The following is a 22748-nucleotide window of genomic DNA, read 5'->3' as shown; positions in this document are numbered from 1 at the left end:
CCGATCATAGAAGACGGTACAGACGTGTCAATGGGCTACTACCGATTAAATGTCACATATCAGCTAAAAACCGGCAGAGGCCCAAAGGTGACTTGCTTCTGCCAGGGCGCTTCGCACGAAATGCATTTCGTGGCGTCCACTATAGTTATGCCGAGTTGCTCAGGCCCTGCATTCAGATTCCCTGACTACTGTCGATAACCCCAGATGATTCCTTGCAGCGCAAAGAGACTTTTACCCCTCCACAGGATGCCTTGCCTTTGCCTGACTTTTTAACCGCGACCCAGAAGATCTTCACCGGAAGGCTCAAGCGCTTGCCCGTGGTAAAGGTCTCGATCGCATTTATCATCGTGGTCTGCGCGTCGATCATCGGGCTGTCGATCTATCAACTGCTCCAGGCCCGCGATCACGAACTCGATCATGCCCGCACCGACAGCACCAACCTGGCCAAGGCCATGGCCCAGCAGGCCGCCGATGCGTTCGATGAGGCCAATATCGTACTCAGCGGCACCATCGAACTGTTCCAGGCTAACCGCCGCAACGAGCACAACAACTCCAACGTCCAGGCCTTCGCCGAGCAGCAGGTACGGGCGGTCAATCAGTTGCACGGGGTGTTCATCTACGGCAAGGACGGCGAATGGTTGCTGTCCTCCTTCGGCCAGATTGCGCCGGGCGCCAATAACGCCGACCGTGAGTATTTTCAGTTCCACGCCACTCACGCGTCACTGGTCCCGCGTATTGGCACGGCGATCCACAGCCGCACCACGGGCGAGTGGATCATCCCGCTCTCGCGGCGCATCAACGATGACAACGGCCAGTTCCTGGGCGTAGCCCTGGCGACTATCAAGATGTCGTACTTCGACAGATACTTCGCCAGTTTCGGCATTGGCGACGACGGCGTGATCTTCCTGGCCAGGGCCGACGGGACGATCCTGGCGCGGCGCCCGTTCGCCGAGGAAAACATCGGCGCCAGCCTGGCCAAGGGGCAGATCTTCTCCAACTACCTGCCCTACGCCAGTTCCGGAGTGGCCATGGTGCCGTCGATTCTGGATGGGATCATGCGTTTGTACGGCTATCGCACCGTAGAGAATTACAACGTGATCGTCGCAGCGGGGATTTCCCGACGCACCATCCTCGCCGAATGGCAGGACTCGGCGCGCAACACCTACGGCATCATCTTCGCCCTGCTGGTGGTCAACACCCTGTTCGGCTTCATGCTGGTGATACAGCTGCGCTACGGCGTGCGCATCGAAGCCGATCTGCGCGACACCCAGAGCGTGCTCGAGGAGCTGGCTCTCAAGGACAGCCTGACGGGCCTGGCCAACCGACGCCTGTTCGAGAAGAACCTGGAGCTGGAGTTTCTGCGTGGTCAGCGCGGCGCGGCGCCCTTGAGCCTGCTCATGCTCGATATCGACTTCTTCAAAAGCTACAACGACCACTACGGCCATGTCGCCGGCGACGCCTGCATCGTTGCGGTGGCCAATGTGGTCAAGCAGTGCCTGCGGCGCCCGGGCGACCTGGGCGTGCGCTATGGTGGCGAGGAAATCGCCATCCTGCTGCCGGACACCGACAGCGACGGCGCGTTGAACATGGCCGAAGCCATCCGCCTGGCCATCTACAACGAACACCTGCCCCACGCCGATAACCCGGAACAGGTGGTCACCGTGAGCATGGGCTGCCATACCGAAGTGCCGGGCATGGATGTCAGCGTCAAAGGCTTCGTTGAAAACGCTGACTCGGCGCTGTACCTGGCCAAGCGTACGGGGCGCAATCGGAGTATGGCGTTGTAACCAGCGGCTGATACATCGTGGGAGCCGCCTTGGTGGCGATGGCTCGGGTCAGTCACTGAAACTATTGCGAGCGCTTCGCACTCGATCGCCAGCAAGCCGGCTCCCACAAAGTTCGTCGCCTCTATTGTGCAGAAGGCAACGCCGCCTTCTGCGGCCACAGCAGCCAGATCGCGCCTTTCTGTTTCATGTTCCCAGCCAGGTCGCCGGCGGCATCGCCGGTCCCCCAGAACAGGTCGGCGCGCACTTCACCAGCAATCGCTCCGCCCGTGTCCTGAGCCGCCACTGGGCGCACCAGCGGGGTGCCGTCCGGGCGCGTGGTCGACAGCCACAGCAGGCTGCCCAACGGAATCACCTTGCGGTCAATCGCCACGCTGTAACCAGCGGTCAGCGGTACATTGAGCGAACCGCGCGGGCCTTCGTTGCTGTCCGGGTTGCGGGCGAAAAACACATAACTGGGGTTGCTCGCCAGCAACTCGCCGATGCGCTGCGGGTGGGCCTTGGCCCAGCTGGAGATAGCGCCCATGGTCACGTCTTCTTTCTTCAGTTCGCCCTGCTCCACCAGCCAGCGGCCGATGGCTTTATACGGGTGGCCGTTCTGGTCGGCGTAACCGATGCGCAGTTGCTTGCCGTCGTTCAGACGAATCCGGCCTGAACCCTGGATCTGCAGAAATTGCAGATCCATCTGACTGGTCAGCCAGGCAATCACCGGCGCCTTGACGCCCTGGGCGTTGATCGCCGCCGCGTCGTCATAGGGCTTGAGCACCCGGCCTTCGAGACGTCCGCGCAGGCGCTTGCCCTTGAGTTCCGGGTAGATGCTTTCCAAATTGACGATGATCAGGTCATCCGGCACGCCGTAGACCGGCACTGTCGCTACGTCGCTGCGGGTCAGGCTGCCGGGGTAGACCGGCTCGTAGTAACCGGTGATCAAACCCTCGGCACTGCCCCCCGCTGCGCGCAGGCTGTAGACCTGCAAGCGCGCCTGCAAGAAGCTGCGAATATCCGCCGCAGTCGGCACCACCGGCAGGTTCAGCGCGGCGGCGCAGGTCTCGGCCCACACCGCATCGCTCTTGAGCCGCGTCGCACAGGCGCTGCGCCACGACGCAAAACCGGCTTGCAGGTCGGCATCGGCCACAGGAGGCAAGGCATCCCAGCCCGCTTTCACGTAAGTGGTGTGCGGTTCGACCGCAGGGGCCTGGGCAGGCGCCGGGGTTTTCTCCGGCTTGTCGCAGGCGGTGAGCAGCAAGGCCATGGGCAGCACCCAGACCAGGGCTTTGAAAGAGGGGGGCATAGAGGGAAACATGGGGAGTTACCTGAAGCAGATGAGGCGGTGACGGCGCCCGCAAGGGCAGGCGCCGGCAGCCGTTACTTGGCCAGGCGGCCGTAACGGTCTTCGAAACGCACGATATCGTCTTCGCCCAGGTACACCCCGGACTGCACTTCGATCAACTCCAACGGCACCTTGCCCGGGTTGGCCAGCGAGTGCTTGACCCCCAGCGGGATGTAGGTGGACTGGTTCTCGGAGAGGATCAGTTCCTTGTCGCCGCAGATGACCTTGGCCGTACCCGACACCACGATCCAGTGCTCGGCGCGGTGGTAGTGCAGTTGCAGCGACAGGCACTCACCCGGCAGCACACTGATGCGCTTGACCTGATAACGCTCGCCCTTGTCGACGGTGTCGTAATGGCCCCATGGGCGGTTGACCAGCGGATGGCTGACGAACTCTTCGCGCTCTTCGGCCTGCAGTCGCTTGACCACATCCTTGACCTGCTGACTGTCGTGTTTGTTGGCAACCAGTACGGCGTCCTTGGTCTCGATGACGATCAGGTCTTCCAGGCCCACGGTAGCGACCAGACGATGATGGGACTGCACCAGGCAATTGCGCGTGTCGATGGCGATTACGTCGCCTTCCAGACGGTTGGCGTTGGCGTCGTGCGGGCCCACGTCCCAGATCGCCGACCAGCTGCCTAGGTCGTTCCAGCCGGCATCCAGCGGCACGACCAGGCCAGCGTTGGTGTGCTCCATCACCGCATAGTCCACCGACTCATCGGCGCACAAAGCGAACTGCTCGGCCTGTACATGCAGGAAGTGGCTGTCGGCCTGAGCGTGTTCCAGGGCCACGCGGCAGGCAGCGAGGATGTCCGGGCGATACTGCTGCATCTCGGCCAGGAACACCGAGGCGCGGAACATGAACATGCCGCTGTTCCACAGGTACACGCCCGACGACAGGTACTCCTCGGCCAGCACCTGCGATGGCTTTTCCTTGAACGCGGCAATGTCGAAACCGCCCTGCTCCACTGCGGCACCGCACTGGATGTAACCGAAACCGGTCTCGGCGTGGGTCGGCGTGATGCCGAAGGTCACCAGACGCCCGGCCGCTGCGTGCACCTGGGCAACGCTGACGGCCTCGCGGAAGCTGTCTTCGTTATCGATATGGTGGTCGGCGGCCAGTACCAGCAGGATCGGGTCACTGCCGTCGGCGGTGGCTTCCAGCGCGGCCAGAGCAATGGCCGGGGCGGTATTGCGGGCCAGCGGCTCGAGAATGATCCGGCGGCTGGTCATCTTCGCCACACGCAGTTGCTCGGCGACGATAAACCGATGATTTTCGTTGCTCACCACCATGGCCGGAGAATGCTCCAAGCCCTGCAGACGGGCCAGCGTGCGCTGGAACATCGTGCCCTGATCCTGCCCGTCGAGGGCGAGGAACTGCTTGGGAAAACTCTGCCGCGACAGAGGCCACAGGCGCGAACCATTACCGCCGGCCAGGATTACGGGGGTGAACATAGATACTCCATTCTGGTGCTACGAGTGCGTAGCGGGTCGCGCATTATCCGAGGGGGGCACACGTGTTGCAACTAGTGTGCGGAAGGGAGTCGTTGGTTGAACAAGAGGGCGTTTTTGTAGTCGGTATGTACCGTTATGTTTCAGGCATGACGTTTTTACCACCACCCGCTTCAGCGCGGGCCTTGCCGGCCCGTCCCTTCCATGGATAAGGACGCCTCATGAGCACCATCACCTATTTTCGGCCTGCTGACACCTTCAACTTAAACGACTGGCGGAGCCCCAGCACAACCGCTCTCAGCGCTTATCACGCCCAAGTCAGTGACGGTGTCCACACCATCGACTTTTCTGGCAGCTTTATCTACGACGCCACGGGAATAATTGGCGGAACCCTATGGGGGGTAACGTTCTCCCAGGGGGGCCAGACCTACCTTGCTGCTGATTATTTGAAACTGGACGCCCGAGAGCTTTTCGTCACCAGGGGCGATAGCCTAATGGCCCTTCTCACCAGTAGTAACGATACATTCATCGGCTCGGATGGTAACGATAGCTTTCACGGCTACACAGGTAATGACACCTACAACGGTGGATCTGGCATTGATACCGTTTTCTATAACGCCAGTAAAAGCGACATCACCGTTACCCCCACAGGCAACTACTACAAAGTCGCGACCCAGGGTATGACGGATACGCTGAATGGTATCGAACGAATTGAGGCCGGCAATGGCTCGATTCTGGCCCTGGACGTCAAGGCCGGTGAGAACACCGGTTCGGCCTACCGTATCTACCAGGCTGCATTCGACCGCAAGCCGGATCTGACCGGGCTCAACTATTGGGTCAAGCAGATGGACAACGGCATGTCGCTCAAGGACGTGGCCAATGGATTCGTCAACAGCACCGAGTTCAAGACCATGAACCCGGGCAACGACACGACCGCCCTCCTCAATAGCTACTACCAGCACGTTCTGCACCGTGCGCCTGACGCCGTCGGCCAGGCCTACTGGTCTGCCGCCATGAACAGCGGGACACCGGCCTATGAAGTGCTGGCCGCCTTCGCCGAAAGCAACGAAAACATCGCCGCCACCGCCCCGGCACTCAATGGCGGGATCTGGTTGAGCTGAGCCAGGGAAGCGTGGAAGCCGACTGTAGGAGCGAATTCTGCGGGAACAGTTGTGGGAGATTCTATGTTTGCTGTAAAGCCAGAGCAGCCCCTTCAGCGGATGAATCCGGCCACAGATCCGACGATATGCACGCGCTACTGTGGGAGCGAATTCATTCGCGAAAGCTTTATTCCGGACGCCGCCAATGTGTTGGATGCACACAGTAGGGCCCCCACAGCTGCCACCACAGGTTTCGCTGCACAATCGGGCCGGTTCACTTTTCTCCAGGCAAAAAAAAGCACCGTGGGGGGCTGCCCCACGGTGCCCAGCTTCCATCATAACCACCCTGGAGAATGGCAACGATCAGAACTTACTCTTCAGTCGCCTTCTGGCAACTGATCAAATCTTTGTCATCGATCACGAATTTTTCCGATTCGGCGATCTTCTGACCGGTAACGATGCACTCATCTTCATCTTCATCGACCAGACGCACATCCCATTTGCCCGGCGTTACGCCCGTCAGCGTCAGGGTAGTACCTGGTTTGAGAATCTGCTTGCCCAAATGGTCATCGCCCCAATCGTCCTGGCTCGACGGAGCGAAGTAGACCTCATGAATCTCCCAAGAAGACTGATTTTCAATCTTGATGGTCGCAGCTACAGCGTGCACAGCAAACAGCGAAAGGCCCACAGCAGCGAAGATTTTTTTCATTTAGGCGTCTCAATGAAACAGATGATATTGAAACGCCACAATGATTCCCGCACAGACCCTCGTCAACCGTCAAATGAAAATATATTTACGGTTGTTACCGTCAGAATCGTCCTACACAGATCCTTGACGTCAAAAAAGGCTATTAGCTGCCTGATGGCCCCTGAAGACAAGGTTTTTTTCAGGTAAATGCCAATAGTTGCGCAGATGCTCACACAGGGGACGGGATTTAGCAACGAGCATATGTCGAAGCTTCTTACAAAGCTGAGGCGTAAAGCCTACAGACTGGTAAACTCGCCGCCTCGCGGCAGGGCGCCGTTCATCCCCCCATTTCTCGATTTGCTCGCCGACTGGCGCAGCCAGGTAAGACCGACTTCATGAAGCTTCTGCTCAATATCGAATCGCTCATCCCCCCGCTCACCGGCATCGGCAACTACACCTACAACCTGATCGAACAGCTGCAGGATGAAGACATCGAGACCATCGAGTGCTTCATCGGCGCCAAATACTTCACCGCCGAGCAGGCGCTGGCCAATTGCGCCGCTGCCAGCAGCCACTATGTCCGCACCCGCGACGACGGCACCGCGCCGCCTGCGCAATCGCGCCTGCGCGCCCTGCTGCGCAGCTGGACCTTCGCCTACCGCATGCGCGAAAAGCTGCGCAACGCTCAACTGCGCCTGCGCGCCAGTCAGCGCCGGGACTTCGTTTATCACGAGCCCAATTTCATGCTCAAGGCCCACTCCGGCCCGAGCGTTGCGACCATTCATGACCTGTCGTTTATTCACTACCCGCAGTTCCACCCGCAAAAACGTGTGGACTGGCTCAGTGATCAGTTGCCTAAAACCCTGGCCCGGGCCGATTTCCTGATCACCGACTCGGACCTGATCCGCGACGAGCTGATCAGCGACTTCAAGGTCAGCGCCGACAAGGTGCGTACCGTCTACCTCGGCGCCTCCGAGGCCTACGGCCCGCAGACCGCCGAACAGACCCGGCCGATCCTCGATCGCTACGGCCTGCAGCATGGCCGCTACGTGCTGTTTGTCGGCACCCTGGAGCCGCGCAAGGGCGTCGACACCCTGCTCGATGCCTGGTGCAACCTGTCAGCAGAACTGCGCCAGGCCTATCCATTGGTCCTGGCCGGCGCGCCGGGCTGGCAGAACCACGGCCTGAGCGAGCGCATCAAGGCCCTGGAAGCCAGCCATGGCGTGCGTCAGCTGTCCTTTGTCGCCGGCAGCGACCTGCCGACCCTCTACGCCGGGGCCGCCGTCTTTGCCTACCCATCGCTGTATGAAGGCTTCGGCCTGCCGGTGCTGGAAGCCATGCAATGCGCCGTGCCGGTGGTCTGCACCGCCGACACCTCGATGTCGGAATTCACCGAAGGCAGCGCGCTGCTGGTCGAGCGCGGCAACGCCGAACAGCTGACGATGCACCTGAACGCCCTGCTCAGTGATGAACAATTACGCCTGGGCGTCGCAGATGCCGGACTTTTGCGGTCCAAGGCTTTTTCCTGGAAACGTTGTGCCCAGGAAACCCTGGATATCTACCGCACGGTCAGCCCGCGCTGACACACTGATAGACTCGCAAGCCAGCGTACGGCAACAAGGAAACCGACCATGCAACGCATCCTCATTACAGGCGCCAACGGCTTCGTCGGGCAGATCCTGTGCAAGATCCTGCACCAGGCCGGGCAGCACGTTATCGCCCTCACCGGCGCCACCTCGGCGGCGCCGCAATACGCACAACAGACCGTGACCTGCGACATCCGCGACGCCGCCGCCCTGGAGCAGGCCATCGCCGAAGTGAAGCCGACTCACGTCGTGCACCTGGCCGCCATCACCAACGTGCCCTTGAGCTTCAAGGAGCCGGTACTGACCTGGCAGACCAACGTCATCGGCAGCGTCAACCTGCTGCAGGCCCTGCGCAACCAGGCGCCGGAGGCCTTCGTGCTGTTCGTCAGCTCCTCGGAAGTCTACGGCGCCAGCTTCAAGCAAGGCATTGCTCTGGGCGAGAACAGCCTGTGCCAGCCGCTCAACCCTTACGCGGCGAGCAAACTGGCGGCAGAAGCGGCGTTCAACGAGTACTTCCGCCAGGGCCAGCCGGGCGTGATCGTGCGGCCGTTCAACCATATCGGCGCGCAGCAATCGGCAGACTTCGTCACCGCTTCCTTTGCCCGCCAGATCGCCCTGATCGAAGCCGGCCAGCAGGAGCCGGTGCTCAAGGTCGGCAACCTCGACGCCAGCCGCGATTTCCTCGATGTCAGCGACGTCTGCGACGCCTACGTGAAGCTGCTGCAATTGTCCGAGCGCGACGGCGACTACCCGCGCTGCTTCAACATCTGCTCCGGCCAGCCACGGCAGATTCGCAGCATCCTCGACGAGATGCTGGCCATGAGCAGCGCCCAGATCCAGGTCACCCAGGACCCGGAACGCATGCGTCCTTCCGACATCCCCACCGCCACCGGCAACACCCAGGCCATGCGCGACACCACCGGCTGGCGCCCGGCCACCGACCTGCGCGAGACCTTGCAGCAGTTGCTGGCGTACTGGCGTGAGCAGGTTCGCGGGTAAAAACACCTTGGTGGGACCGGCTTTAGCCGGGAAAGCGTCAGTACAGCCGATACATCTTTGTCGTCTGTACCTAAGCCTTCCCGGCTAAAGCCGGTCCTACATACCTCTTCAACCGAGTCCTACGCGACTACCCCATCATCGTTAACGATGGTGCGCATGCCCGTCAGTGTCACCACGCCCGCACCGAAGCTGCCGCCCACCGGGTTGCTCAGGTCCAGGAAGAAAGTCTCGTTCGGCTCTACCACCCGGTCAGCGATGATCTCTACCGCCACCACCGCCTGGCTCTCGTTGGGATAGATCTTCAGCGTGCCCTTCACCGCCACATAGTCCTGACCGGCCGTGGCCGTGCCGTCGCGGGTGGTGTAATCGACGCTCAGCACCGTGTTGGGGTCGGTGCGCATGCCGGTGAACTGCAACAGGAAATACGCATTGGTCATCCCCGTGTTGCCCTCAGTCACCGAGGTCTTGACCTGGGCGGCCGTGGTCGGTGCGTCGGTGTAATGCGCGCGGATCGCCTGATCCAGGGTCTGCTGATAGGCACTGACTCGCTGCCACGCACCAATCTCGCCGTAGCTGCTGTTGGTCGAGGTGTTATCGATATCCGGATGCACGCCGTTCTGGCTCAGGCTGGTGATGTAACTGGCGATGCCCGCCACCTTGCCATTGATAAACGCAGGCCCGCCGCTGTCACCCGGGGTGATCATCCCCTCGCTGCTGCCCAGGCCCAGGCCGGACTTGCCGATCAGCCGCCCCAGCGCGTCCTGGGCGGTAGCACCGTTATCAAAGTCGGCAACCAATTGCGTGCCGGTCTTCGGCGTCCAGCTCATGATCGAGCCGAGCTTGGCCTTGAGGTCCGAGGCATCGGCATCGAAGGTATTGACCGCCTTCTGCCGGATCGGCGCCGCCGCATAACTGGTCAACACCCCCGACGTCCCCGTGCCGGGCTCGCCGTAGCCGACGAGAGTCATGGCCTGGCCGATCTCGTCACTGCTGCGATACAGGTCGTAGCGATTGGCAGCCAGCGGCGCATGCCCGTTGAGCCAGACAATCGCCAGATCGTTATTGGTATTGGTCGCGTCATAACTGCTCAACACCGCGACATCACTGGTCGTCAGCGACTGCGACCCCGCCGTGGTCTGGAACAGCACCGTCGTCAGCGAACTGCCATGGGAAAACAAATGCGCCGCCGTCAGCACCGCCTGGCCGTCATACAACAACACCCCGGTGCCGTAATAACCCCCCACTGACACCATCACCACGCCATCGTAGCCCTGCCCGGTCAAAGCGCGGTTGCGGGTGTCGGTGTAAGACGTGACGGTTGAGACCATGGGGTGAGAGTCCTGAAAAAATAGACGACGTGCACAGGGTGTCGGCCGGATGGGTGAGGAAATGAGGGTACTCGTCGGGCTAGAAGGCGCTGACGAACGTCAGCGCCTGTCGCATCATGCGGTATTTCCCGTCAAACGCGGAAAATCCCAAACCGCAAAGGGTTTGTTGCCAGTGGGTATTCGATATCCCCCCCAGGGAAACCGATAGAGTTAATTAGCTCTAATACTTATTGATTGAGGGCAGAGATGACGGTGTGCGTCGGACAAGCAGCTTCAAGCATCTGTCAGACCCGCTGAACAGGTCCGGGATATTGGGCAACCAGCGCGTCTACCGTTAGCAGAACGATACCCTCCACAGTCGCTTGCGCCACCAGGATGCGATCAAAAGGATCTTTGTGAATCGGTGGCAAATTGTCTATAGCAACAGCGTGTTCACTGCCAATAGGCAATTCGCTGTAACCATTGTCGAGCAGCCCTCGGCGTAGTACCCGAGCGTCGACCTTGAAGTCCGCACGCCCCAGCCCACGTTTAATAGCAATTTCCCACAAGCTGGCCGCGCTGAAAAACAATTCATTCTCTGGCGTATCGAGCAGGGTTCTTGCCACGGAAGACAGCCGTTCAGGGTTAGACGCAGCCCAGAGCAACAGATGAGTGTCCAACAGCAGCTTCATGCATCGCCACCGAACATCTGCTCAATCTCATCACGGCCCATCTCATCAAAATCATCGGGCACGTTGATCTGCCCCGCCATAAACCCCAGGCGCTTGACCTGATCAGCCTCAGGTGCCGTCAACGCCATAACCTTGACCAGCGGCTTGCCTGCTTTGGCAATGATGAACGATTCCCCTTTGGCTGCCTGATCAATCAGGCGCGACAAATGCGTCTTGGCTTCATGGATGTTGATAGTCAGCATGATGGACTCACTTAAACTAAGTCCTGTTAGTTTAGTCATAAAAACGATCTACGATGCCTGATTTCTGCAAGGGATTAGAGAATCAATGCACAGACATCCAGAGGGATATAGGACAAATCTGAAAATCGATCAGAAGAATGGCAATGGCTCATGTGGGACCTGCTTTAGCCGGTCCCACCGATATCAGTTCACTCAAACCGCCAACAACGCCACCCCCTGATCCACCACACCGGCCAGTTTCACCGCCATTTCCGGCGAGTCGATGAAGTTGGCAATCACCGCCGCCTGCCCGGCAGCCCCTGGGTTGGCAGCCAACTGGTTGAGGAAGAAGGCCAGGCCTGTCGCATCGGGCGCGCGGTTAAAGGCGCTTTGATAGAGCTGGGTGACAAACGCGGTGTTGTCGGTGGTGTTATGGATCCTGGCGAACTCCAGGCTGTTGACGAAGTTCAGCGCCAGTTGCGCGGTGCTCAAGCTCTGGTTGCTGGCGTTCGAATAAAGATCCAGCCCGCCCTCCTCCGGATTGCGCCCCAGGGCCAGGTGATAAAACTCGGCGACACGGCCACTGGTGGTGGTGCTGTCCAAGGCGATGGTCTGGTTGTCGAAGGTCACGCGCTCGACGTTCTTGAGGGTCACCACGGTATTGGCATCGGTCAGCGAGCGCACGGTAAAGGTGCCGTCTGCCTGATGACTAATCCCGTACTGAGCGCGAGCGCCAGTCAGCACCACAGTGTCGATACCGCTGCCGCCGTCCACACTGTCCGCACCGCCTGCGGGATAGAAGATATCCTTGGAACCGGAGCCGATAAGAACATCTGCCTGAGCCGTGCCTTGCAGCGTGCCACCACCGGCAGGCGCAGTCAGAGTCACACCGACGCTGGGCGCCGAAGGCCCCACAACCGGCGCGACGGTGTTATTGGTCACCGCCGTCGCGGCCAGACTGACGGCATCGGTACCGGCGGCATTCTGTAGAGCATTGGCGTCGTCGCCGACGGTTGGGTCGGTGTACGCGACCGTCACCGTCTGGCCCGCCGCAACGGCGGTGTTCAAGGTCAGGGTAGCGGTCTTGGCCGCAGCATCGATCGTCACTGCCGTGACCGTATCGACCACACCGTTCACCTTGACCTGGTACGCATTGGTAGCGGGTTTATTGACCGCATCCAGGGTCGTAGCCTCGGTATAGCTGACCACCAGACTGCTGCCCGTGACCGCCGCCGAACTGAACACCGGTGGCACTGTAGGCGTGTTGTTGGTCACTGCTGTCGCAGCCAGGCTGACAGCATCGGTACCGGCCGCATTCTGCAGAGCATTGGTATCGTCGCCTGCGGTCGGGTCGGTATAGGCCACCGTCACCGCCTGACCGGCAACGACGGCGGTATTCAGCGTCAGGGTCGCGGTCTTGGCCACGGCATTGATCGTCACCGCCGTAACCGTATCGACAACGCCGCCCACCTTCACCTCAAAGGCACCGTTAGCGGGCTTGTTGACCGCATCCAGCGTCGTAGCCTCGGTGTAGCTGAGCACCAGACTGTTGCCCGTAACTGCCGCCGAACTGAACACCGGTGGCACGGCAAGTACAGGTGCCGACACCAGCACGCCAGCAGTACTAGCGACCGAGTTGAGCGTCAGCGTCGAATTGTTGCCCACGGCGTCTTTAATGGTCCCGCCATTGAGGTCAAGTGAACCGCCAACGGAGACACCATCAGCATCGGCATTGCCGGCCACAACGGTATAGCGGAAGGTCAAGGCAGTACCGCCCGAGCCACTCACGTAATTGGCATACACCGTGCCGGTACTCAGGGTGACAGCCAGGCGCGGCGTACCGCCGGTTGTATCGACCGTCGTGGCTTCGTTGAAATTGACCGTGAAATCGAGATTATCGCCTGTTGTGTAGGTCGCATCGGCAGGGACGCCGACACTACCAACAGACGGGCCGGTGTGGTCGAGGGTGTAAGCTTGGCCGGATGTATAACCGCTTGTGATTGGGTTACTGGAGCCATCGACGATCCCCGTACCCGAGCTGTTTAAGTCCAACCGCAGAGTACCGTCGCCGCTGACACCGCTAACCGTGACGGTATATACATTGCCGGCAGGAGTGAGCGAGGTGATGGTGCCGGTCGCTGATCCAGTGGCACTCAGCAAGAAGTCGCCCGTATCGACGCCCGTTACCGCGCTATCGAACGTAACGGTGTACTCCAGGGAACTGGCGTTGGTGTTTGTCCCGGTTACCCGGTTGATGGATGTGATGCTTGTCATGAAAAAACCTTCCGTAGAAATGACGTTCCGGCCACCCAGGGACCGCTCATGAAACACAACCGATAGGGGACAGCCCGATAGCGCGCTGCAGGCTGACTGAAACGCCATGCTATATCACCATTATTGCGCGGGCAAAATGAATATCGACAACGCGCGCACTTGCCCGATGCCGCGATATAGAGACGTCGAACAACAAACACCTTGGCCTGGGGACGAGTGCAAATTTTGGGGGGAGAGCATTCGGTGGGAGCGGATTTATCCGCGAAGAGGCCAGAACATTCGACGCATAGCATCATTGATGGAGCCGGGAACGCTACGGTTCTTCGTAATTGCGGTGTAAGGCTCAGCGCGCAATGGATAGTTGATGGGGTCAGGCACCCACTCCCCGCGCTTAACTAATTCGGGCGCATAGAGAAACTCGCCGCAGTTCCCTTTCAAGGTCAGTCTCCCGAGGGTCAGACGCTCGCCGGTTTCGGGATGTTCCATGTAGATGTAAGCACGCGGCATCAGAAATCCTCGGGCTTGGGTTTAGGCAGTCGTACACGCTTTGTTGCCAGGACATGGTGTGATTCACCTTCGTCGGTAAAACGGGTGATTTCGGACGTTTTTTCGATTCCGTCCAGGGAGGCGAAAACCGTTTCAGTGATTCCCATCTTCCACAGCACCAATATGAACGACCGAAGATCCACGAGCTCCGATCCGCCCTCAATCTTGCGAAGCGTGTGCTCTGAGACGCCAAGTGAAACCTTGATATCGGATTGGCGGATTCCTAACGCAAGGCGCTTGGCTTTAACGAGAAGCCCGATTTTACTGAGCTTATCAGCGCAAGCGACGGGGAAAAACGCATCCATAAGACTAACCATCATGAGTATTAAATTAGTTAAGACTGACGATAGCACGTATTAAATTTCCGGAAAATACAATTAAAGCGCACCGTTGTTAACGTTAATATTTATAAGGTTAACGTTGGTGACTATTATTTCTACGTCAAAATTCGAGGTAGTGTCTGTGAAGCGCGTACCACGCTGTTCGGGCTTTGCTGATTCCGACTCGGTGCTCACGTTGGCGGCTAAAAGGCCGGCAACGAGGCGCTGAACGAGTGGTTACAGGGATCGGAAAGATCAGTTCCAGGTCAGAATGAGCCGATGCGACACGGCAATCCCGCCAGCATTAAGACCTCCAAGGGTTCGCGGGGCACTACCGCGAATGGTTCAAGGCAGGCTCAGATATGCCTGGCTCATACTGGTGATCGCGATCTTCTTCTGAGTCATGCGTGTCGCTTAAAGACCTTGCCTTTGGCAGGCAAGATATTCGCCGCAAACTCCACGACGATGTGCTGCCCCTTACAACATCGGCAGTGACGACCACTTCCCTCACCAGCCTGTCGGGCTTTGAAACCGTTCACCTGGCGGGTAGCTCAGCCGTCATTACCATTGCCAACGACGTTGGCACGGCTGCAGTGTCCGTTCAGCTCGGCACAGGCGGGCAAAAATTCGTTGGTAGGGCTGGGGCAGACACCATCAGTGGCGGCACAGGTGCTGATACGCTTACCGGCGGCGCCGGTATCGATACCTTTAACTTGGGGAACCGTTCGACTCCGGCTTTTACGGATACCATCACTGACTACCGTGCAGGAGGCGCCGGGAACGACATCATTACCATCAGCGATATCACGACGGTTGCTTCGAACATCAACCTCGTTCAGACCTGTCTGCCCAAGCTAGCGTGCTGGCTGCGCTCAACGTCCTCGCGAATGACAATACGACCAACTCAGGCTTGACCGTATTCATCTTTGGCGGTAACACCTATGCTTATATTGAGACGACTGGAGCGACAACCAATTATGTTGCGGGCGATACGGCCATACAAATAACTAGCACGCCATTCACAGTATTCTCGCAGTAACCAATCGATTACAGCTATCTTAAGATAGCTCAGCTACTTGCTTTTAGAAATGACCAGCTGCTATTTAGTTAAAAATGCGGGTATCGCAAATCAAGTTTTTGTCAGCCAACCGACAATCACCCGCGCGATATGCAGTGAAGCGAACATTCAACGCAAATATGTATGCCAACAAAATGGACTGATAATCAATTATTAATTCAAAAAAAAGATAAGTCCATATAACAGATGTGAACACGAAGGCGATGCTACAGCTAACTGCGAATTTGCGACTTTTAATATGTAATTAAGGATTGAGCAAATGAACATTTCTTGCCCAAAATGTGGCTACGATCAAATAGTTGAGAAAAATACAGCCCGGCACATATGTGGAATTCTCGGGCTGGTAGGAGGCGCAGCATCTGGTGCGTCAGGTCTTATTTCAGGAGCTGAAGCGGGCGCGGCTGTAGGTGTAAGCGGTGGGCCGTTAGGTGTCGCCGTAACCTGTATAGCTGGTGCAATACTCGGAGGTCTAGCCGGAGCAGCCGCTGGAGCAATAACAGGCGCTACCATAGGAGAGCACATCGATGATGTACTGCTGGATAACTATCATTGCCTAACATGCGAATTCACATTTAGCGTCAGCCGCTGATTATTCGGCAACCGCTGACTTCAGTGGTTTGCCAGCTCTGCCAGAAATTTCATGACCAGCGTACGTCGCGTTGGGTCTAAACGATGGTACCCCAAGAGCAGGTCTGCCTCATCTTCATCCGTCGCATAGAAGTATGCTGCTGGGACGTTGAGTACCTTACCCAATCGGACCACAAAATCTGGGCTAGGTACCCTGCGACCTAGCTCATAACGATTCATTCGCGTACTCGCGGACATCTCGTCCAGCCCAGCCTCAAGCCCCAGACCCTCTTGGGAGAGTCCAGCCAAGAGACGCGCATGCTTGATCCGCTTACCTAAAAGAGACATCAGCTCAGTCCAGATGCAAAAGCGGCATCGTGAAGACATGGGCTTTTTTAAATACTACCGTTTTGGTAGTATTGCCCAGAAAGCGAGCTAGGACTGCCCCCTACGTAGGGAGATCTAACCCGGCTCAACTTACCTACGAGGTCTAGGGATAGCTATGTCGATAAAAGCCAGATTAATGGATACCCATCGAAGCATGAACCGTATTGATGAATAACCCAGAGCGTATGCCATTTATTGGAAATACAAGGATTATGGATAAATCTGCGAAGGCAAATGAAGAGGGACTCATTGGAAATCAATATAATGAGCACGGCTACTATCTCGCCAAGAATTTATTTAAAATAGATTCCTTTTCAAACATTGAGAAATTAATATCAGTGGTGATTTCTGAACATTACCCCTGCAACGATATTCACTCTCCCGATACAGCGATTTTTCTAAAAACCAATCCACAGACGGTCACAAAAATATATGAAAAACTACAAAACAATGCCAGGCTAATAGATCTCGGCAGATCAAAACCAATTACAGACATTGTTCGTCTATTTATTAAAGACCCTTCGCTATATTTAAAGTCCGTGCTACGTATCGATATCCCATTCGAATATAAAGAACTTGCCTATTGGCATCAAGATGATTTTTACGTTAAAGGTAATGACGAAGAACTTACCGTGTGGATTCCTCTACAAAACACCAGTATTCCTCAAGGCTGCCTCTCGGTCATGCCAGGCTCACATAGACTTGGTCGATTGGAACACAGCTATGTGACAGGAAAGAAGCGTGTTCCGATGGGCATCTATGATAGAGAAGTTAGACTCGTTGAAATGTCACAGAACGACGCCTTGTTTTTTAGTTCTTTACTAGTTCACTCCTCAAATTTAAATTTCTCTGAAGAAATCCGGTACTCCATTCAATTACGCTACACGTCTCGTGGTAAATCACCCTCTACAATCATGAAAGGAAATATTGATGTCTAAGCCAATTACATATCGGGAACCCAAGAATCAATCATTGCAGGATCTTGAACAATTCTCAGCATCCGAAATACTATTTAAAAATAGCAATGATCCTCTATCGATTAAACTAGATTCATTCGCAAAATACGCAAGTCGTCAATCTATCGCTAAATTCATAACAAAATATGAATTATTTAAAAAGATAATAAATGTCAATGGTAGCATCGTTGAAGGTGGAGTCCTTCAAGGAGGGGGCACGTTAGCATGGGCGAAGCTTTCTTCAATTCTGGAGCCCGTTAACCATACGCGAAAAATCATTGGATTTGATACTTTTGATGGGTTTCCTTCGATAGATACTAAGGATACAACTGGTAGTGATAGCGACTTACTTGTGCCAGGAGCATTGCGGGGCTCCTCGTACGAAGATGTTCTTGCTGCGGTAGATACTTATGACATCAACCGTCCTCTATCACATATTCAGAAAATTGAATTGATAAAGGGAGATATTTCGCACACGGCAAAAGCGTACCTCGATCAAAACCCACACCTTGTAGTAAGTCTTTTGTACCTGGATGTAGATCTTTATCAACCGACCAAAACGCTGATCGAAACATTTCTTCCTAGAATGCCAAAAGGCGCAATTATCGTCTTTGATGAGTTGAACGCCAAGTCTTTCCCAGGAGAGACATTAGCAGTTCAAGAAACTTTAGGGATCAACAATTTAAAAATTGAGCGTTTCTACTTTGATTCCTACATCTCTTTTGCTGTTCTTTGAAAGCTGAGGTATTACGTTGTATTGGCTGATGATTTAGAGCCAATACATCCACCTTTTATAAGAGAACCAAACCATGAACTTGTTATACCTAGCACTACTCTCATTTTTACTTACTTTAATTGGCGGGTGCAGTCAAAATGAACTCGACTTTAAAAATATGCAGATATCTAACGGCAAGATCTTCAAGAAAAGCGAAGATACACCATTCAGTGGCACTGCATACAACCTTCCCGAAAGCGTCATTAGCATGGCGGCAAATTTCAATGACTTCTTGGTAAGCTATAATAACATTATGGACAAAACCAAAGCTCGTGAAAACACCATATATGGGCGGCATCTGATTTGTACTTCGGAAGTCAAGAAAGGTTATTTATCAGGATTAACCATCTGCTACATCCCCAATACAAACGTTAAACGTTATACAGCTGAATATACTTCCGGGCTACTCAACGGCGATATCAATGTTTATGCAGCAGATGGTAAAACCCAGTTGGCCCATGCTCAATTTACAAATGATTTAATCGATGGTGACATAAAGGTGTATGGCCCTCATTCTGGAAAGTTAATTGCTGAATATCACAGCACTAATGGAAAGGCTGACGGATCACAAACAACTTGGGACGAAAACACAGGACAAATGACGTCTAACGTCGTAGCAAAAAATGGTCTTAACGTTGGGCTCATGCGGTTATGGAGCCGTGAAGGGGTACTAACAGGTGAAGTTCCATTTTCCAATGGATTAAAATCGGGTCTGGTAAAAACCTGGTTCGACAACGGAAAGCCAATGTCCGTCGTCATGATGAAGGATGGTTATCGGGATGGCCCGTCTCAATCTTGGGACGAAAAAGGAGTTCTGATAAGCTCTGGTACCTACAAACGAGAGATTTGGTATCCAAATCAACAACCAGCAACCTCTCCATCCTTGAGTAATTCAAACTGCCCGGACAAATGGATCGATGCGTTTCACAGAACAAACGGAGAAGACGCTCTAATTACCACCGAGCAAATCGACGAATGGGAAAGCTGGTGTGCTGAAGGAAAACTTCCAAATTAAACTATCATCCTGGTTTACGGTTTACGCAACAACCCTGGTCATAAACAATGGTTAGGAAGCCTGCCAGGCGTCCCCCTGCACCAGCCACCGTTAGACACCAATATTCCGCCATAGTAGCCCTGCCCTTTTGCGGCTCGTTGCGGGTGTCGATATACAAGATGGCGGTGGGGGCCATGGGCAAATACCTACACAGGTCGCGAGTGCTGTCGCATGGAGCGGCCAACAAGCAAAGAGACGAGAGAGTCGTTGGGCAGCACAAACAAATGTTTCATCACTATAGGTCTTCTAGCGAATATCATAAATTAGTAGCAATGAATTAGTTAACCTCTAGTCAAGACTAAATCTCCTCACTAATACAAACTATTTCTATAGCAAATTTGCAAAAACAATAAGAAGCTCTGTTAAGCTAATAAATTCTAGAAAAACTAACGTATTGAGTTTTATTCACAACTCCTACGTAAATCTTGTTTTGTTGAACAAGGAATTCCAAAGCACTGTTTATGATATCTTTGCTCCTAAGTTTAGAAGGCGCCTTTTGACGTATATTGTTCTTCGTCATCATGTGACCTTGCTGAAGGTTTTTCAACAACCAAGTATAAAGCTCGTACCCATTTACTTCATCTTGGGGTGGCGGTACAAAAATTTTCATGAACTCATCAGAATAGTAAATACAAAGGCTATTCGCCATGTTCACGGTTTCTAGTGAAATGTCCCCTTCAAATCCTTCAAAGCAATGTATTAAAGCCGCCACTCTTGCAATATTATCGGCAAGCTTTGATGCATGATCACCCGCTTCTGAATAATGCATACCTGTTCGAATTGCCTGTTCAATTCGGTTAAACATTGCTATCCACGCTTCGCCAGCCTCAGGAGAAAACTTTATTACCGCTTTTGGTCTATTTGGATTTTCTAGGAGCTCTATATTTGGCTCGAGCAATTCAAGTAGACGTTCTGAAAATCTATCACAATGTTCTGATGACATAGTAACATTACTCATCATACGGGAGCCTTGAGTTGATTCCGGCTTACAAACCAGAAACCTTGCCCATAATCCAGACCCTCTGGATTGTTCTCCACGCGTCTCCATGTAGCTAAGAAAAGCACTTTCTTGAATCATAATCGAAACAGTCAGACGAGCATCAGTAATGGTATAACTTTCAGCTTTTTTACGATCTATAGTTATTTGATCGCCGCTCCAAATAGCGTTGTGTTTTGGCAGATCACCTAAAGCTCTTCCTTTTAAAATACTCCCGCCCTCACTAGAAATTAATCCTGCCGTTGGCAAGTCCCGATACAGTCCAAGGAACAAGGCTTCTGGAGTTGCGTCATCATACAAGAGCTTGAATAATCTAGGTTTTAAAGGTTTAGAGTTTTCAAGGAATTTAGCTCTGTTTTCTTCGTATTCTGACGATTCTTCGACAGCAGTTTTGCTTTTAATCAATCCAAAAATCCTATTAATTTTAACATCTAAAATTTTCAACTCATAGTTCCACTCCTTTATGGCATAATCATAAATTAATTTTTGTTTTTTTTCAAACTCACGAACGGCTCGGAAAAACACTTTATCTACGGTAGACTTACGCTCCCCCGAATCTGCAATTGTCATAAGCATTAGCGAAAGAGGTACTTGTTGTCCATTTGGTTTACGCACATCAAATAAGCCCTGTATAGCGACAGCAATAGCAGATAACGCCGTAGAAAGAATCAGCGACCGAGGTGCTTTTACCGTGTTCTGGACTTCATCTATCGCAGCAGCTAATAATGGAAAAGGTAAGACCATCGGAAAGTCTATGTCGGCGAGCGTCATACTGCATTACTCTTGATGGATATAGTGGCGTGCATAATTGTTTCCTTTATTTAACGCCAGTGCCGAGGAGTTCTGTAATATCCGTGGTATTGGCGGCCCTACAGTTTTCAAATCCATCCCATCGCCCGATGAATCTCCAGTTCCTACGAGCGTGATCCTTCATCTCGATTTACCTGGATCAGAGCAGAGGTATGTAAATATTAATACTAATTATTCTCACTTCCTAAAGCACCACGTAGGCACCGGACGCTGCTTGCCGATTTTGTACCACCTGAAGTATTGAGAATCATTACTTCATAAAAATCCAAAATTTCGTCATGACATCTGCTATTTCTGCTACTAATATCAGAAATAGCAGATTCTCTTTAGGAATGTCTACCCTGATAACTGTAATCAAGCTGAATCCCTACCGCTCGTTCGGCAGGTCTTTCGCTTGAAAACGCATTCGATAGAATCTCAGATCTATATCACCACGATGCCTCCCCCACCGCTATCGGCGCTAACAGGCCCCCTCGCCTGAGAGCTGTGCGCCTCGAGCAAGCACCAGCCCTGAAGGCATTTGGCAAAAGAATCGCCATACGAAACAAGTAGTTTGGTTGCTTACAAAGCCAGTGGAGCTAGTGATGCCAGTTCCTATCTGGCTCAATACTAGCGCGGTAATTATCTCACCGGCAAACAGACGATCCGGTAATCGCCGGTATAACACCGTGTGCTCGGCAAATAAATATCCAAGCACATTTGAAGCTTATCGTCGGCCCAACCAACAAGTAGCTCCGAGCACACCATATTTTTACTAAAACAACGATGCCCTTTTAAACTCATTCCTAAGGAATCACTTCCATGGCTCATCTCATTGAACAAATGGCCTATGTTGGCACTACCCCTTGGCATGGCCTAGGCAGTCGACTCTCTCCCAAACAACCTCTTGAAGTCTGGCAGAACGAAGCGGGTATGGACTGGGAGATCCAGGACAGTCCAGTGCATTTTAAATCCGAGAGCTTCGATGATCTGGGCTCAATTCACACATTCCCTGAACAGAAGGTGCTATATCGTTCCGACACTCAGGCCCCATTGTCAGTGGTTTCCAGCCGCTACCGAGTTGTTCAACCTCGCGAGGTTCTGGAGTTCTACCGAGATCTAACTGAGGTTTCCGGCTATGAGTTGGAAACCGCCGGTGTGCTCAAGGGTGGGCGCAAGTTCTGGGCCTTGGCACGTACTGGGCAAGGTACAGCGTTAAGAGGAAATGACCAGGTGAACGGCTATCTCCTGCTCGCCACTTCCTGTGACGGCACCCTGGCCACCACTGCCACCCCTACTACTGTTCGAGTAGTATGCAACAACACATTAACCATCGCATTGGATGGCACTACACGAGCGATTAAGGTGCCACATAGCACCCGCTTCGATCCCCAGGCTGTAAAGAAGCGACTGGGCATCGCTGTTTCCCACTGGGACGACTTCATGTACCGAATGCGAACACTGGCTGAGCGCAAGATAAAAGGTCATGAAGCCACGAGCTTTTTCATGAACGTGCTGTGTAACGCTCCCTCCATTAGTGAGCAGGCAAATGTCCTGCCGAATGAGCGAGCTCTGCGTAAGGTGCAAAGCCTGTATGAAGGCCATGGTCGCGGCGCCACACTGGAGTCGGCCCAGGGCACTGCCTGGGGCCTGGTCAACGCGGTGACCGAGTACGTCGATCACGAGCGGCGCGCGCGAAGTACTGAAAACCGCATGGACTCGGCATGGTTCGGCCAGGGTGCTGTCGTCAAACAACGCGCCTTACAGGCCGCGTTACAACTTGCTGCCTAGCTGGCCGCACTTACTCAGCTGTTAAAGCGCCTGGTTAGCATCCGCTAGCCGGGCTT

Annotated in this window: 19 protein-coding genes; 9 read left to right on the top strand and 10 right to left on the bottom strand. The window is 54.5% G+C overall.

Going from position 1 to position 22748, the window contains the following annotated elements; translation table 11 throughout:
- The first annotated feature begins 257 nt into the window (after positions 1-257).
- On the top strand, positions 258-1787 hold the full coding sequence (locus M2401_RS31590; protein ID WP_259110162.1) for a sensor domain-containing diguanylate cyclase: 1530 nt from the start codon (positions 258-260) through the stop codon (positions 1785-1787).
- A gap of 121 nt (positions 1788-1908) precedes the next feature.
- Here the strand turns inward: M2401_RS31590 and M2401_RS31585 are convergent, their stop codons facing one another.
- Together M2401_RS31585 and M2401_RS31580 are read right to left on the bottom strand one after the other, a co-directional pair.
- On the bottom strand, positions 1909-3075 hold the full coding sequence (locus tag M2401_RS31585; RefSeq protein ID WP_409034013.1) for a murein transglycosylase A: 1167 nt from the start codon (positions 3073-3075) through the stop codon (positions 1909-1911).
- Between the two features lie 74 nt (positions 3076-3149).
- A complete protein-coding gene (locus tag M2401_RS31580) occupies positions 3150-4568 on the bottom strand; it encodes a mannose-1-phosphate guanylyltransferase/mannose-6-phosphate isomerase (RefSeq protein ID WP_259110159.1) in 1419 nt (472 codons plus the stop codon).
- 218 nt (positions 4569-4786) lie between these two features.
- Between M2401_RS31580 and M2401_RS31575 the strand changes: the two genes are divergently transcribed.
- Positions 4787-5686, top strand: a complete 900-nt coding sequence (locus M2401_RS31575) for a DUF4214 domain-containing protein (RefSeq protein ID WP_259110157.1) — start codon at positions 4787-4789, stop codon at positions 5684-5686.
- Between the two features lie 349 nt (positions 5687-6035).
- Here M2401_RS31575 and M2401_RS31570 read toward each other — a convergent pair whose 3' ends face one another.
- A complete protein-coding gene (locus M2401_RS31570; protein ID WP_259110154.1) occupies positions 6036-6374 on the bottom strand; it encodes a hypothetical protein in 339 nt (112 codons plus the stop codon).
- Positions 6375-6748: 374 nt separating this feature from the next.
- Here M2401_RS31570 and M2401_RS31565 point away from each other — a divergent pair, with 374 nt between their 5' ends.
- On the top strand, positions 6749-7936 hold the full coding sequence (locus M2401_RS31565) for a glycosyltransferase family 1 protein (RefSeq protein WP_259110153.1): 1188 nt from the start codon (positions 6749-6751) through the stop codon (positions 7934-7936).
- 48 nt (positions 7937-7984) lie between these two features.
- Positions 7985-8938 carry a GDP-mannose 4,6-dehydratase gene (locus M2401_RS31560; protein ID WP_259110152.1) on the top strand — a complete coding sequence of 318 codons (954 nt, stop codon included), beginning with the start codon at positions 7985-7987 and terminating at the stop codon, positions 8936-8938.
- Positions 8939-9057: 119 nt separating this feature from the next.
- Here the strand turns inward: M2401_RS31560 and M2401_RS31555 are convergent, their stop codons facing one another.
- The 5 genes from M2401_RS31555 to M2401_RS31535 form a co-directional block, all read right to left on the bottom strand.
- Entirely contained in the window at positions 9058-10266 is a 1209-nt protein-coding gene (locus M2401_RS31555) for a trypsin-like serine protease (protein ID WP_259110151.1), read from the bottom strand.
- 284 nt (positions 10267-10550) lie between these two features.
- Positions 10551-10937, bottom strand: a complete 387-nt coding sequence (locus M2401_RS31550; RefSeq protein ID WP_259110149.1) for a type II toxin-antitoxin system VapC family toxin — start codon at positions 10935-10937, stop codon at positions 10551-10553.
- Positions 10934-11218, bottom strand: a complete 285-nt coding sequence (locus tag M2401_RS31545; protein ID WP_259110147.1) for a type II toxin-antitoxin system Phd/YefM family antitoxin — start codon at positions 11216-11218, stop codon at positions 10934-10936. Before M2401_RS31545 ends, M2401_RS31550 begins: the two co-directional genes overlap by 4 nt.
- 153 nt (positions 11219-11371) lie before the next feature.
- Positions 11372-13432, bottom strand: a complete 2061-nt coding sequence (locus M2401_RS31540; protein WP_259110144.1) for a SwmB domain-containing protein — start codon at positions 13430-13432, stop codon at positions 11372-11374.
- Between the two features lie 506 nt (positions 13433-13938).
- Positions 13939-14283 (bottom strand): transcriptional regulator, encoded by a 345-nt coding sequence (locus tag M2401_RS31535; protein WP_259110141.1) that lies wholly within the window; start codon positions 14281-14283, stop codon positions 13939-13941.
- Positions 14284-14705: 422 nt separating this feature from the next.
- Here M2401_RS31535 and M2401_RS31530 point away from each other — a divergent pair, with 422 nt between their 5' ends.
- Positions 14706-15212, top strand: coding sequence for a hypothetical protein (locus tag M2401_RS31530; RefSeq protein ID WP_259110138.1), 507 nt, complete (start codon positions 14706-14708; stop codon positions 15210-15212).
- Positions 15213-15985: 773 nt separating this feature from the next.
- On the opposite strand, the gene M2401_RS31520 is transcribed toward M2401_RS31530, so the two are convergent.
- Entirely contained in the window at positions 15986-16291 is a 306-nt protein-coding gene (locus tag M2401_RS31520) for a helix-turn-helix domain-containing protein (protein WP_259110133.1), read from the bottom strand.
- A 206-nt stretch (positions 16292-16497) separates the two neighbouring features.
- Between M2401_RS31520 and M2401_RS31515 the strand changes: the two genes are divergently transcribed.
- The 3 genes from M2401_RS31515 to M2401_RS31505 all read left to right on the top strand — a co-directional run bounded on the left by M2401_RS31515 (position 16498) and on the right by M2401_RS31505 (position 19076).
- On the top strand, positions 16498-17268 hold the full coding sequence (locus tag M2401_RS31515) for a phytanoyl-CoA dioxygenase family protein (protein ID WP_259110131.1): 771 nt from the start codon (positions 16498-16500) through the stop codon (positions 17266-17268).
- Positions 17261-18022: a TylF/MycF family methyltransferase gene (locus M2401_RS31510; RefSeq protein ID WP_259110128.1), complete on the top strand. Its 762-nt coding sequence runs from the start codon at positions 17261-17263 to the stop codon at positions 18020-18022. The genes M2401_RS31515 and M2401_RS31510 overlap by 8 nt, the downstream gene beginning before the upstream one ends.
- 73 nt (positions 18023-18095) lie before the next feature.
- Positions 18096-19076 carry a toxin-antitoxin system YwqK family antitoxin gene (locus M2401_RS31505; protein WP_259110126.1) on the top strand — a complete coding sequence of 327 codons (981 nt, stop codon included), beginning with the start codon at positions 18096-18098 and terminating at the stop codon, positions 19074-19076.
- A gap of 406 nt (positions 19077-19482) precedes the next feature.
- Here M2401_RS31505 and M2401_RS31500 read toward each other — a convergent pair whose 3' ends face one another.
- Positions 19483-20883 carry a YfjI family protein gene (locus M2401_RS31500; RefSeq protein WP_259110123.1) on the bottom strand — a complete coding sequence of 467 codons (1401 nt, stop codon included), beginning with the start codon at positions 20881-20883 and terminating at the stop codon, positions 19483-19485.
- An 840-nt stretch (positions 20884-21723) separates the two neighbouring features.
- Here M2401_RS31500 and M2401_RS31495 point away from each other — a divergent pair.
- Positions 21724-22692, top strand: a complete 969-nt coding sequence (locus tag M2401_RS31495; protein ID WP_259110120.1) for a DUF932 domain-containing protein — start codon at positions 21724-21726, stop codon at positions 22690-22692.
- Positions 22693-22748: the final 56 nt, after the last annotated feature.

This window comes from Pseudomonas sp. JUb42 (assembly GCF_024807945.1).
Classification (GTDB): domain Bacteria; phylum Pseudomonadota; class Gammaproteobacteria; order Pseudomonadales; family Pseudomonadaceae; genus Aquipseudomonas.
Note: the sequence above shows the minus strand (reverse complement) of the source record. Positions and strands in the feature narration are given on the sequence as shown.